We start from the raw sequence: 13,403 nt of genomic DNA, 5'->3' as shown, positions 1-13,403 counted from the left end.
ATATGTTGATGTCGAAGACACGTGGAGTGCTGATCATTTCTTTATTGTGCAGTAGTGTTTTGCTGCAGGCTTGTGGAAATGATGGCGAAAAAACAGAAAAAGCTGAAATTAAACCCGCACCCAAACTGACCAATGATGCCACCACTTATGCGCATGAAGCCTGGACATTCATTAACAAGGTGGATGGTTTGGTCTATGCCAAAAAACTGGATGTATTAGAAGAACAGGTCCGTAAACCTGCACGCAAGCTCAGCACCGATTGGCGCATTAATGTCAAAATGACTGATTCGGTGACTGAAGGTAAATATGCACTCTGTCGTAAAGCCTTGACCAGTCTGGAAATCTGGGCACGTGAGACGATGGAGCAATCAAGTACAGTGGCGCAGAAGCAGGCCGATTACGAACGTGATAAACAGCAATGTAAAGGTGCGATTGAGCATCCGCAGTTGGGCAATACCGACCCGAAAAAGATCGGCGTTTAAATGCAAAGCAAACGAGGCCATGGCCTCGTTTTTTTATATTTTAAATATTTAAACATGTTCTTATTTATAGCTTTAAAGAATGAGTAAGAAGATAAAGTGATAACCTGATAAAAATATTAAATTATCATAAAATGATAAAATGTTTATAATAATATGTGATTATTACATCATATTATTTAAATAAATTCAAAATTTATTTAACTTTAAAAGAATCAGGAGTAATAAAGATGGTAAATAAAGTGTTTTTATCAATAAGTATGGCTGTCGTTTTGAGTGCTTTAAGTAGTGTTGCCACAGCTGCAGAGCCGCTACAGGCCATCCAGGCGTCATTGGACAATGAACATGAAGTTGCGCCATGCACCAATGGGTTTGATGATGTCAATGTGTGTCAATTACGTTCATAAACACGATAAATAAAATAAATGCGTCATCCGGTAAGTCATTCACCTGTCAGGCTTGACCGAAACACAGCTGATACCGCAACGCGATACATCGCTGAATTATTTTCATGGTTTAAAATTTCCTTCATGTTCCGATTTAAAGATTGGGAAAGGCATGCGCGATGCGATGCAGTTCCGCTACATCCAAAATCTCAATTTTCTTAAAAGATAGGCGCAATATATTTTGCTGTTCCAAAGCTTGCAGTTCCTGATTGATGGTCTGCCGGGAGCAGGTCAGCATTTGGGCCAGTTGTTCCTGAGATAAATGAATGACATTCTTTTCAATACTTAAATGATTGCCATAGCCATTTAAAATAAACATCAAACGCTGTGCCAAACGCTGGCTGATGCTTTGCGTTTGAATGGAAATCAGCTCCAGAAAAGCAAAGCGCAACTTTTGACTGGTCAATTGCGCGATGTGATACCAAAAAAACGGATGCTGTTGCAGCAGTGATTGCAGGGCGGTACTGGAAATATGCAGGATCAGGCTTTTTTGCGTGGCAATGGCATCGTGGGAACGGGGCTGGGCATCGACCAGCGAGATTTCACCAAACCACATAATCGGTTCAACAATGGCAGCCACCGATTCTTTGCCATGAATATCAATATAGCCCAGGCGAACGGCACCCTCTAAAACGGCATAGATGCCATTAAATGAATCACCGGCATGAAAGATCGCTTGTTCCTTGTCAAAACGCTGCTGCACGGCATGCTGGATAATGAACTGCTTAAATTCGGCTGACAATTGTGCAAACCATACATTCTGCTGTAAATGATCGATATAAACCGGTTCGAGCATTGTTATTCCTTTTTTAATGTCAGTTGTCGGCTAGCTGACAACTTGTCCGGGTTTTTTTTTATATAGTGAAATGAAAATATAAGTCTAACAAGGAAACGGTCATGACCAAACTAGAACAGCTGCTGAGCCAGTATGCAGCATACCATCTGGACCAGAAAAATATTTATACCCATTTTATTGGCATTCCATTGATTGTGTTTTCCATTATCTGCCTGACTGCACGTGCCGGTGTGATCATTTCAGGTGTTGAGCTGACGCTGGCTTTAGGGCTATTGCTTGCCAGTACGCTGTATTATCTCAGCCTGGACCGCATCTTTGGCCTGATCATGTTGCTCACCTACGCGCTTGCTTATCCATTCGCTTACAGGATTGCCCAGCTGGATACGGCGGTCTGGTTAAGCTTAAGTATTGGCATTTTTGTGGTGGGATGGGTATTCCAGTTTGTAGGCCATTTTTATGAAAAGAAAAAACCGGCTTTTATGGATGATGTGATTGGCCTGGCAATCGGTCCTTTATTTGTATTGGCTGAAATGGTGTTTATGTTTGGATTTCGAAAAGAGCTGGAGCAACGCATGCTGGCAGAAGCACGCAAGCAACGTGCTGCAATGGATGCCCAGACGGTAAGCCTGAACTGAAAAAGTTCGACATAAAAAAGCCAGCATCATACTTAATGCTGATCAGTTAAGGAGTTTAGAAATAGACTTTTTAATTTTTAAGTAATTCACGGCGGAGTCTTGCCGTTTTAAATCAAACTGTTTCAGCTCATTTGTTACTTTGGTTTCGCCCAAAGTAACCAAAGGCATTTGTCATCCGCAAAACTCGTCAGCCACCATCAACTAGCAAATTTGTCGCAGAAACAATCATTTTTTAATGTAGTCATGCCTCAAACAGTTGCGGATGAATTTTCCACATGTCAAATATAATCATGACTTTAAAAAAGAAAATGCCAGTCAATTTCTTAACTGACTGGCATTACAGCATGATGCTGGCTTTTTAAGCTGTTTTGAAAGGTCAGAATGGCTTAAACGTTAAAACGGAAGTGTAGCACGTCACCGTCCTGAACCACGTAAGTCTTGCCTTCCAAACGCCATTTACCGGCTTCTTTCGCGCCAGCTTCGCCGTTGTACTGTACAAAGTCGTCATAAGCAATACATTCAGCGCGGATAAAGCCTTTTTCGAAATCCGTGTGAATTACACCGGCTGCTTGAGGTGCAGTCGCACCGACTTTCACGGTCCAGGCACGAACTTCCTGTACACCCGCAGTGAAGTAAGTCTGTAAGCCAAGCAGGCTGTAACCGGCACGGATTACGATGTTTAGACCTGGTTCTTCCATGCCCATTGCTTCTAAAAATTCAGCACGGTCTTCATCTTCAAGCAATGAAATTTCAGCTTCAATCTGGTTGCACAGTGGAACCACAATCGCATTTTCTTCAGCGGCCAATTTTTTAACGGCTTCCAGATGCGGGTTGTTTTCAAAACCGTCTTCAGCCACGTTGGCAATATACATGGTCGGTTTTAAAGTCATTAAACCGAAACCGCGTACCAGTTTGCGTTCATCATCATCCAGATTGGCTGCACGTGCAGGTTTGCCTTCATCCAGTAAAGGCAGGATTTTGTCTAGAACGGCTTTGGTGGCAAGTGCATCTTTGTCGCCGCCTTTTGCAGATTTAGCCAGGCGCGTAACCGCTTTGGTCACAGTTTCCAGGTCAGCCAGTGCAAGTTCTGTATTGATGGTTGCAATATCATCCAGCGGGTCAATTTTGCCGTTGACGTGAATCACGTTTTCATCTTCAAAACAACGTACCACGTGTGCAATGGCATCGGTTTCACGGATGTTGGCCAGGAACTGGTTACCCAGACCTTCACCTTTAGAAGCACCGGCAACCAGACCGGCAATGTCTACAAATTCCATGGTGGTTGGAAGCACGCGCTGTGGATTGACGATTTCAGCCAGTTTGTCCAAGCGTGGATCAGGTACAGGCACGATACCGGTGTTTGGTTCGATGGTACAGAACGGGAAATTTTCTGCAGCAATAGCAGCTTTAGTCAATGCATTGAAAAGTGTAGATTTACCAACGTTCGGCAAGCCGACAATACCGCAATTAAAACCCATGAAATGACTCACAACGTGTTATTTAAAAATTGCCGCTGATTTTACATGAAAGCCATGACAAAGTCAGGTCATGGCTGGATGCTTTGTTGAAAACTCCTAAAATGGATAGGGATTTAAATTTTGCGTTTATCCAGCTGACGGGAAAGGGTATCGCCCGTGGCCTGCACCAGCATGACCAGAATCACCAGCACTACAATTACGGCAAGCATAATCGGCATGTCAAAACGCTGATAACCATAACGATAGGCAATATCGCCCAAACCGCCTGCGCCAATGGCACCGGCAATTGCCGAGGAGTTGATCATGGTCACCAGGGTCACGGTAAAACCGGCCACAATCCCGGGCAGGGCTTCAGGCAGCAGCACATGCCAGATGATCTGCTTGCGGTTACAGCCAATCGCCTGGGCGGCTTCAATCAGACCTTGATCGACCTCGCGTAAGCTGACTTCTGCAATACGGGCAAAGAACGGTGTGGCTGCCAGGGTTAAAGGTACCACCGCGGCCCAGACCCCATAACTGGTGCCAACAATCCAGCGGGTGAGTGGAATGAGCGCCACCATTAAAATTAAAAACGGTACCGAACGGGTAATGTTGACCACCCAGCCCAAAGCCTGATTAATAGGCTTGGATGGATAGATGCCATGTTCGGAGGTGCTGACCAAAATGATCGCGATAGGCAAGCCAATCAGAAAAGCCACAATGGCGGATACGCCGACCATCAATAGCGTGTCGATTGTGCCAGTCAGTAATAAATCAATAAGCTGGTCGTGCATAGCCAATCACCTCAATCTGTGCGATGTACTGTTTTAATTTCTGCTGGAGCAGTTTGGTATCTATATGCAGATCAGGGATAGCGACAATAAAACTGCCGACCAGATGGTTCTGGATGCTGTCGATATGACTCTGATAGAGATGAACCGGATAATCGAACTGCTCGAAAATCACTTTTAAATCCGGGGCGTGCTGAACACTGGAGGCATAGCGCAGTTTTAAAATGCTATGTGAGCTGTCAGCAATAATCTCTGGCGTTAGCGCAAAAGGCAATTCCAGTTGTTCCAGATTCAGCAATTCCTGAGTAATCTGCTGCTGCGGATTAGAAAAGACCGACCACACTTCACCTGCTTCGACAATTTCACCGTGTTCAATCACCACCACCTGATCGCAAATTTCACGAATGACCTGCATTTCATGCGTGATCAGCACAATGGTAATGCCGAGCTTTTGATTGATTTCCTTGAGCAGGGACAGCACCACAGAAGTACTTTCCGGGTCGAGGGCAGAGGTGGCTTCGTCACAGAGTAAAATTTCCGGATGATGCACCAGTGCGCGGGCAATGCCGACGCGCTGTTTCTGCCCGCCAGACAACTGCGAAGGATAATTCTGCGCTTTATTGCCCAACCCGACCAATTGCAACACTTCATTGACCCGCGTTTCAATTTCATGTTTTGGATAGTTTGCAACTTTCAGCGGCAGGGCAACATTTTCCCAGACGGTTTTCGCAGACATCAAGTTAAAATGCTGGAAGATCATGCCAATGCGCTGACGCAGCCGGATCAGTTCAGCATGTTTCAGTTCTGCCAGATCTTGCTGGTGAATGTGGATATGTCCTTCACTGATCTGTTCCAGACCATTTAAGGTGCGCAGCAAGGAAGATTTGCCTGCACCACTTTTGCCGATAATCCCGAAGATTTTTCCTTCCGGAATATCCAGGTTGATGTTTTTCAAGGCATGTACCGATTTACCCTGTACTTCATAATATTTGTTCAGGTTTCTGATCTTGATATGCGGGACGGAAAAGTCCACCTGAGAACCAAAACTCACCATAGTATTCACCTTATTTCCAGCCTTCAAACCACATGCCTGTACCAAAATCCCGGTCTAAAATTGTTTTTACTTTTGCAGAGTTCTGGAAAGCTTTGACAAAGGTTTCGAGCTTTTTATCGTGATCGACATAATCTTTTCGGGTCACAAAAAGAATGGCGTATTTCTTGTCCACCGGGTCTAAAAACAGGGCACTGTGAGGATCGGCTTTTTTCGCCATATTTAAATAATGCGGAAAACCAAAAATCAAATCGGCATCGTCATAGGCCAGAGCCGTTTGCGGACCTTCCACTTCTAAAAATTTAAGCTGTTTTGGATTGGCCACAATATCTTGCAGGGTTGATAGCTCATTATGGATATCTCTGATTTGAATCAGGCCTGCACGATGCAGCAAAATCAATGCACGAGCCGAGTTCACAGGATCACTGGGAATCACCACACGTGCATTTTGTGGCAAGGCCTCTAAGGATTTATATTGCTTGGAATACAAACCGACATGGCTGCCACTGCCGATGCCGAAAGCATGCAGGTCATAACGGGTCTGTTGAATCGCATTCTTTAAAAACACGCTTTGCTGGAAAAAGTTGGCATCAATATCGCCATTTTGTACCGCAACATTGGGAGCCTGCCAGTCTGAAAACTCCACCAGTTTGACATGAATGCCGTCTTTCTCTACTTCTTTTACAACTGTCTGTAATAGTTCTGCATAAGGCGGACTAATACCAATCGTCAGGACATTATCCTGTTGCGGGTTTTGCACATAACGATAGGTTATTAATCCTGCAATGATGACAAGGACAGTGAGACCTATCAGCAGTTTTTTAAGGTTCAGTTTGGAAACTTGAGACATGATTTAACCCCTTATTTCCAGCCCGGGAACCAGAGTTTGGCACCGAAATCTGCATCCAGAGCCTGTTTCACTTTTGGCGAGTTTTGATAGATCTCGACAAATTTTTTCAGCTTGTCGTTTTTATCTTGGTAATCCTCACGCACGGCAAACAGGATGGCATAACGATTGTCCTTGTTAGAGTCAAATAACAGCGCCTGTTCAGGATCAGCTGTTTTGGCTAAACGTAAGTAATGCGGATAGCCAAAAGCCAGATCGACGTCATCAATGGCACGTGCGGTTTGAGGGCCTTCCACTTCAACAAACTGCAATTTTTTCGGATTGCTTGCGATGTCTTTTAGGTTCGATAAATGATTTTCAGGATTCTTCAGGGTAATCAGTTTGGCTTGTTGCAATAACAGTAGAGCACGACCTTGGTTGACAGGGTCGTTTGGAACCACAACTTTGGCGCCATCTTTTAACTCATCAAAGCTTTTGATTTTCTTGGAATATAAACCCACATGCGTGGCTGCACCTTTGGCAAAGGCTTTGATCTTAAAGTCAGTTTCTTTTTTGGCATTATCCAAAAAAGGTTGATGCTGAAAGAAATTGGCATCAATATCGCCGTGATTCAGGGTAATATTGGGCGTGTTCCAGTCGGAAAATTCCACCAGTTTCACGTTCAGGCCTTGCTGTTTGGCCTCGACTGCTGCCACCTGTAAAGGCGTGGCAAAGGATGGGCTGATGCCAATCACCAGTTCATCCGAAGCGGATTTCTTTTGTTGGTTCCAGACCGCCAGTCCAATAATGACGGCGGCAATAATGACCCCAAGAATGGTCAGTTTGGTTTTTGCTGTTTGTGCCATGTTGCACCTCAAAATTTATGCGGATTGTTTTTGCTTTAAGTTGGAATTCGAAGTTGAGGCGGAGCTTGGACATCGAAATTGTTGTGCCGGATGCGAATCTGCAAGCTGGTCTCCCTGATTAAACAGTTTGTGTCTTAAACTGCCTGGTTCATATTCAGTCTTATAGCGACCACGCTGCTGCAATTCAGGAATCACAAGACGGATAAAATCATGGTGCGATTCAGGCGCAACGGTACGGGTCAGGTTGAAGCCATCAATGCCGGTTTCATCAATCAGCTGAATCAGTTTTTCCGCCACAGTGGCGCCACTCCCGACAATCAGCGGATAACGGCCGCCTAATACATGCTGGGCTTTTAAGTCGTTTTTGCTGATGCGCTGTTCTTTAAACTTGTTGTTAACTGAAGCAATGCTGTTGGTTTGCTGGTAAGGAATAGGCTCATCATCGGCAAATCTGGACAGGTCTATGCCGACCGAACTGGAAAAATGCGCCAGACCGGCTTCAGGGCTGGCATAAGCTTGATATTCATCCAGTTTTTGCTGCGCCAGTTCATCCGTTTCTGCGGTAACGACTGTAATGCCGACAAAGATTTTAATATCTTCAGGATTGCGTCCTTGATTGATGGCTTGCTGACGAATCTGATCGACCTGCTTTTTGATTTTTTCCGGTTGATCTCCACCAATAAACATGCCTTCCGCATGCCGGGTGGCAAAGGCCATTCCACGCGGTGAAGCACCGGCCTGGAACAGTACTGGCGTACGCTGGATCGAAGGGGAAACCTGAAACACGCCCTGGCTTTGGTAAAATTGGCCCTGATGATTGACCTGATGTACTTTGGCCGGATCGGTAAAGATACGGTTTTGTTTATCTTTGAGTACTGCATCATTTTCCCAGGAGCCTTCCCAGAACTTGTAGCAAAGCTGTAAAAACTCTTCGGCCTGTTCATAGCGCAGGTCGTGGTCTTTAAGGCCTTTTTCACCAATTAATCGCTGTGCGCTGTCCAGATAACCGGTGACAATATTCCAGCCAATACGGCCATTGGTCAGATGATCCAGACTGGCAAAACGACGCGCAAACTGATAAGGCGATTCATAGCTTAAATTCACCGTCACCCCAAATCCCAGGTTTTGCGTCACTGCTGCCATGGCAGAAACCAAGGTACTGGGGTCATGACTCGGCAACTGAATCGATTCTTTTAACGTCAAGTCGATATTGTTTTGATAGACATCATATACCCCGGTAATGTCGGCAATAAACAGGCCATCAAACAGTCCCTTTTCCAGGGTTTGAGCCAAGTTGGTCCAGTAACCGAGTTCATTGAAACGGTGTGACTCATCACGCGGGTGGGTCCATAAGCCATGATTGATATGACCGACACAGTTCATGTCAAAAGCATTCAGTAAGATCTTTTTCGCTTTCGCAGTATTTATCTTCTTTGTCATTACAATGTCCCCCGACGTGGAGGCAGAATGCCATTCAATAAATAATTGGCAATGAAATAATATTTCCAGCGTGACGCATCATGCAGGGTGTGTACGCGGGCATTGCGCCAGAAGCGATCCAGGCCATCTTCACGTTGGCTGCCGCGGCTACCGGCCAGTTCAATCAGTTTGGAGGATGCCTTTAAGGCTGTTTCGGTACTGTGTGCCCGAACCTTGGCCACATCTAAGGATGCTTTGGCGACATTTTCTGCGGTTGGTGCAGGTCTGGCGGCATCAATTGAACGGGCGGCCTGTTTCAATAACACTTCAGAGGCGCGCACATCGGCGACAATTCGGCCCAGTTCGAATTTGGTCAGTGGGTCATCGGTGGCTTGATCTACACCTGAGTCAATCCACGGACGGGCCTGACGCACACGTTTTAAGGTTTCTTCAAATGCGGCACGGGCAATCCCGGTTTCAATCGAGGCATGCAGCAATTGTGCAAACGGACCCGAGAGGGTGGGTTCTGAATAGGCAATATCAAATGGCACCACATCTTCAGCCAGCACCCGCACATTGTTGAATTTCACTGTGCCGCTACCTGTGGTACGTTGTCCAAAACCACTCCAGTCATCGATTAAAGTCAGACCTTCGCTATTACGCGGAACAAAAGCCAGAAACTGCTGATCCTGCTCATCGACCACCAGTGTTGGAATGCGATGCGCGAATAAACTGCCGGTGCAATAAAACTTTTCGCCATTAATCACATAGCCCTGATCGGTTTTACGTATTGCGGTCTGGCGTTGTGCAGCGGTTTTGGTTTTAAACTCGGCCAGGGCATTGCCCAAGCGGGCGCCTTTTAACACTTCAGCATAGAGTTTCTGTTTTTGCTGTTCGGTGCCGTTGTTACGCAGGATCTCCAGTCCATAAAAATGGTTTTGCGGAATCTGTCCAATGGAACCATCTACACCACTCATTAGTACAATGACTTGCGCGACGGTATAACTGGATACTTCTGCACCGCCATACTGTTTTGGGACGGTAATGGCCCAAAGTCCAGACTGGCTATAGGCTTCGATTTCTTCAAATGGAAGAATACGCTCGGCATCGCGCTGCACGGCTCCAGCTTTGAACTGTTCTGCTAAATTATGTGCAATTTCCAGCGCTTCTGCATCAGACTGAATGATGTGTGCATGCGCCAGTTGCTCGGAATTAAATGAAATAATATTTTGATATGAAGTCATGAGCAGTGTCCTTAAATCCAGGCGTGGCGGGCAGGGAGTTTATGATTCAGGTAATAATCCCCAAGCGCATGCAATTTCCATCGCACCGGATCATGCAGGGTATGTACACGGGCATTGCGCCAGTGCTGATCCAGGTTGTGCTGACTCAGGCTGGAACGGCTACCGCCAAGTTCCAGTAGTTTTTCTGAAATGTGCAGGGCTGCATCATTGGCATAAATTTTCGCTTCAGCGACCAAAATAGAGGCTTTTGCCGCCTGTTCATCAGTGACCGACTCCAGCCGATCCAGTTCATCCAGATATTCAGCCGCTTCATCAAGCAGTAAAATGGCTGCATCGAGTAATACTGAAGATTTGCCGACTTCCTGTAAGGTGTAATGTTCAAAACTGGCTTTTTCGACTTGTGCATCCACAACCGGACGAGCTTTATGTACTGCCGTTAGTGTATCGGCAAAGGCGGCTTCAGCAATGCCGACATCAATGGCCACCTGTAATAACTGTGAATACGCACCGCGGTAATTGGGCTGGCTGGAAAGCAGGCGTTCATCAAAAATCAGCAGCGGATCAACTTCCACATGGTCGAGTCTAACCGTGCCACTTGAAGTGGTACGCTGTCCAAAACCGTTCCAGTTATCAATCACATTCACGCCTTCAGCCTGAGCATTGACGAGGGTCAGTACCACATGACCTTCCGGATGGATGGCTTTAATCGCGAGCCAGTGGGCAAAACTGCTGCCAGTCGAATAGAATTTTTCGCCATCGGCAAAATAGCGGCCATTTTCAATCGTGAGCGTAGTCGCCAGGGTTTTGGTATCTTTGGTATGGCGTTCCGGGCCACCATTGGCCAGGCGTTTACCTTGTAAAATTTCTTGATAAATAAACTGTTTTTGCTGCTCCGTACCCATAATCTGGATCATGTTCAACAGCGCAATCTGGTTTTGTGGAATTTGTCCCACACTGGAATCGGCTTTATTCAAAATACGGAATACATGGGCAAGCGTTTTATTGGAAACGAATGCACCCCCAAACTGTTTTGGGATACGAATTCCACCTAAGCCTTTCTGGCTGAACAGATCAATTTCAGCAAAAGGCAACAAGCGCTGTTGATCACGTTCATTGCGACCTTCCAAAGCAAAATCTGCGACATGATAAGCAGCATGAATAGCTTCAAGATCGTTTTCAATCACATGAACATTTTCAGAAATTAAACGAGACATAATGACACCTTAAATCGATATCAAAACGCTACAAGTAATCGAATTCAAAATTAAGCAATTGCTTTTGCAAAGCTTATGAAAAATCCTGTTTAAAATAAAAACTGCTAGATTTTTATTTATTTTGGATATATTAAATGTTTAAAAAACAACATGATTTTATTTTTTAAGAAATTTGTTGGAGGATTTTGATGGGGAGATATCTACTTTAAAGATAATCAAGACAAAAAAATGTATAAAAATAAAAAGTGTATGACTGACAGGATCAAGATAATATTTTGAATAAAAAGCGCATTGTAATTCCGGGGTAGGGTGACTAAAGTATCCGACTGAATTAGATGGTTTTGGCTTGGCAGAACTAAAAAAATAAACGCGGAGTTTTTATGCGAATTTTATACCAGTTTCCTTTATCTCATTTTTGTGAAAAAGCGCGCTGGTTGCTCGATCATAAAGAGTTGGATTATGTGGCGCATAATCTGATTCCAGGAGTGCATCGTGCATTTGCCCAATTAAAAACTGGACAAAACCGTTTACCTATTTTACGTGATCAAGATTTTTGGATTGCCGACTCGACTGAAATTGCCTTATATCTGGATGACGTATATCCGGAACATTCTTTATTGCGTGCTGATCCCCAGCAGCGCCAACTGGCTTTGGAAATCAATGGGCTTGCCACCGAACTGGGCAGACACGTGCGTCGTTGGGGGCTGGCCCATACTTTGACAGAAAATGAAGAATCTTTAGATATTCTGATTGGTGAAAAGGGCTATTTACGCCAGTTTGAAAAATATTCCAAACCGATTATCAGAGCCTTGCTTTCTAAAGGTTATCAACTGAATGCAGACAAGGTGGCCGAATCTAGACTTCACATGGACAGTATCATCCAAAATTTAAATGAAAGATTGATTGAAAATCATGGACGTTATTTTGTCGGTGAACGCCTAGGTCTTGCTGATATTGCTGTCTGTTCAATGCTTGCCCCCATTCTGGAAATTCCGGGTACACCCTGGGAAAAAGAGCAGGGTGAAACCTTATCTGAAGAATTTCGTCAATATAAAGAGCATCTAATGACATTACCATTGGGACAATATGTGCTGCGCATCTATCAAACCGAACGTAATGCACGGGTGGATTGGCGCGGTGTTTAAAAGGAACATCTAAAGATAGGTGCTCTATAGCGCATCTTATTGCAAATCAAATGACTGTATTCTTTTGTTTTGTTCGAGCATTTAATTTTTAATCAATTTCTAGGTAGATATAAAAGATAAGCAGTGATCCGGAGCAGGACACTTGAGTAGATGAGTGTTAAATTCGATATATAATTAAAATTACAATTGGTCGTTTTTTGTACTTAAATGACCAGCGGTAATCTAGGTAGACAGCAAAATTTCTCTTATGTGTTCACCAGCTTTTGGAAAATATTTTCAGGATATTAAAATTTTGTGAAAAATAAATAATTGTTGTATAACAGAGAGAGCGTAATATTTTACGCATCTATAGATTATTGAAAAGAGTATAAAATGGAACTGGATCGTTTCGATAAACAGATTCTGGAAATATTGAGTCATGAAGATGTCAACTTAAATGAACTTTCGGAACGTATAAACCTTTCTGTGAGCTCAGTGCATCGACGGATCAAGCATCTGATTGAAGCCAATATCATGACCCATTTAAAGCGTGATATTAACTATGCCAAGTTGGGTTTCAGCTTGCATGTACTTTTGCAGGTTTCTTTAAATAAACATGACACGGATACGTTCGCCAAGTTTTTAGAAGAACTGGAAAGTATTCCTGAAGTGATTAATGCCTTTTTGGTGACCGGCCAATCTGCTGACTTTATTGTTGAAGTCGTTGCAAAAGATATGGAAAACTATAGTGAAATTCTTTTAAAGCGGATTGGCAAAATTGAGCATGTGGTGGCGTTACATTCCAGTTTTGTGATTAAGGAATATAATGTACTGAATTGTAGGGGCTTGCTTAATCGAATCTGAGTTAAAAGCTTATCCTATGTTTTGTTCACAGTTCTATATATAGAAAAGGTTTTAAAGCCCATAAAAAACGCACCCAAAGGTCACTGCTGTCCCATAGTTTACTTTAAATAAAAAAACCTGAGTCCGAATAGTTAAAATATAAGTGCGAACAAACACTTTAACGACCAAGGACTCAGGTTTTGTCACATCAG

General features: G+C 44.1%; 14 protein-coding genes. 5 read left to right on the top strand and 9 right to left on the bottom strand.

Annotated elements, in window-relative coordinates; all coding sequences use genetic code 11:
• The first annotated feature begins 2 nt into the window (after positions 1-2).
• Positions 3-482, top strand: coding sequence for a hypothetical protein (locus ACPUEY_RS04995; RefSeq protein WP_425121339.1), 480 nt, complete (start codon positions 3-5; stop codon positions 480-482).
• A gap of 269 nt (positions 483-751) precedes the next feature.
• Complete coding sequence (locus ACPUEY_RS04990) at positions 752-886, top strand: hypothetical protein (RefSeq protein WP_265733820.1); 135 nt, start codon at positions 752-754, stop codon at positions 884-886.
• Between the two features lie 133 nt (positions 887-1,019).
• On the opposite strand, the gene ACPUEY_RS04985 is transcribed toward ACPUEY_RS04990, so the two are convergent.
• Positions 1,020-1,721: a Crp/Fnr family transcriptional regulator gene (locus ACPUEY_RS04985; RefSeq protein WP_425121338.1), complete on the bottom strand. Its 702-nt coding sequence runs from the start codon at positions 1,719-1,721 to the stop codon at positions 1,020-1,022.
• A gap of 101 nt (positions 1,722-1,822) precedes the next feature.
• Here ACPUEY_RS04985 and ACPUEY_RS04980 point away from each other — a divergent pair, with 101 nt between their 5' ends.
• Complete coding sequence (locus ACPUEY_RS04980) at positions 1,823-2,356, top strand: DUF962 domain-containing protein (protein ID WP_425121337.1); 534 nt, start codon at positions 1,823-1,825, stop codon at positions 2,354-2,356.
• Between the two features lie 386 nt (positions 2,357-2,742).
• Here ACPUEY_RS04980 and ychF read toward each other — a convergent pair whose 3' ends face one another.
• The 8 genes from ychF to ACPUEY_RS04940 all read right to left on the bottom strand — a co-directional run bounded on the left by ychF (position 2,743) and on the right by ACPUEY_RS04940 (position 11,224).
• On the bottom strand, positions 2,743-3,834 hold the full coding sequence (ychF, locus tag ACPUEY_RS04975; RefSeq protein WP_092819286.1) for a redox-regulated ATPase YchF: 1,092 nt from the start codon (positions 3,832-3,834) through the stop codon (positions 2,743-2,745).
• A gap of 113 nt (positions 3,835-3,947) precedes the next feature.
• Positions 3,948-4,607, bottom strand: a complete 660-nt coding sequence (locus ACPUEY_RS04970; RefSeq protein ID WP_131274313.1) for a methionine ABC transporter permease — start codon at positions 4,605-4,607, stop codon at positions 3,948-3,950.
• The gene (locus tag ACPUEY_RS04965; protein WP_131274338.1) at positions 4,588-5,658 is read right to left on the bottom strand and encodes a methionine ABC transporter ATP-binding protein; all 1,071 of its coding nucleotides are present in this window, start codon (positions 5,656-5,658) and stop codon (positions 4,588-4,590) included. The genes ACPUEY_RS04970 and ACPUEY_RS04965 overlap by 20 nt, the downstream gene beginning before the upstream one ends.
• 10 nt (positions 5,659-5,668) lie before the next feature.
• Positions 5,669-6,505: a MetQ/NlpA family ABC transporter substrate-binding protein gene (locus ACPUEY_RS04960; RefSeq protein ID WP_425121336.1), complete on the bottom strand. Its 837-nt coding sequence runs from the start codon at positions 6,503-6,505 to the stop codon at positions 5,669-5,671.
• 11 nt (positions 6,506-6,516) lie between these two features.
• The gene (locus ACPUEY_RS04955; protein WP_425121335.1) at positions 6,517-7,347 is read right to left on the bottom strand and encodes a MetQ/NlpA family ABC transporter substrate-binding protein; all 831 of its coding nucleotides are present in this window, start codon (positions 7,345-7,347) and stop codon (positions 6,517-6,519) included.
• 15 nt (positions 7,348-7,362) lie between these two features.
• Complete coding sequence (locus tag ACPUEY_RS04950) at positions 7,363-8,787, bottom strand: LLM class flavin-dependent oxidoreductase (protein ID WP_425121334.1); 1,425 nt, start codon at positions 8,785-8,787, stop codon at positions 7,363-7,365.
• Positions 8,787-10,010 carry an SfnB family sulfur acquisition oxidoreductase gene (locus ACPUEY_RS04945; protein WP_425121333.1) on the bottom strand — a complete coding sequence of 408 codons (1,224 nt, stop codon included), beginning with the start codon at positions 10,008-10,010 and terminating at the stop codon, positions 8,787-8,789. Before ACPUEY_RS04945 ends, ACPUEY_RS04950 begins: the two co-directional genes overlap by 1 nt.
• An 11-nt stretch (positions 10,011-10,021) precedes the next feature.
• Positions 10,022-11,224, bottom strand: coding sequence for an SfnB family sulfur acquisition oxidoreductase (locus ACPUEY_RS04940; RefSeq protein WP_425121332.1), 1,203 nt, complete (start codon positions 11,222-11,224; stop codon positions 10,022-10,024).
• A 380-nt stretch (positions 11,225-11,604) separates the two neighbouring features.
• Here ACPUEY_RS04940 and ACPUEY_RS04935 point away from each other — a divergent pair, with 380 nt between their 5' ends.
• Complete coding sequence (locus ACPUEY_RS04935; RefSeq protein ID WP_425121331.1) at positions 11,605-12,369, top strand: glutathione S-transferase family protein; 765 nt, start codon at positions 11,605-11,607, stop codon at positions 12,367-12,369.
• 372 nt (positions 12,370-12,741) lie between these two features.
• Positions 12,742-13,212 (top strand): Lrp/AsnC family transcriptional regulator, encoded by a 471-nt coding sequence (locus ACPUEY_RS04930; protein WP_425121330.1) that lies wholly within the window; start codon positions 12,742-12,744, stop codon positions 13,210-13,212.
• Positions 13,213-13,403: the final 191 nt, after the last annotated feature.

This window comes from Acinetobacter sp. G11, from assembly GCF_049808495.1.
Classification (GTDB): Bacteria; Pseudomonadota; Gammaproteobacteria; order Pseudomonadales; family Moraxellaceae; genus Acinetobacter; species Acinetobacter kookii.
This window is presented reverse-complemented; position numbering and strand designations above follow the sequence as displayed.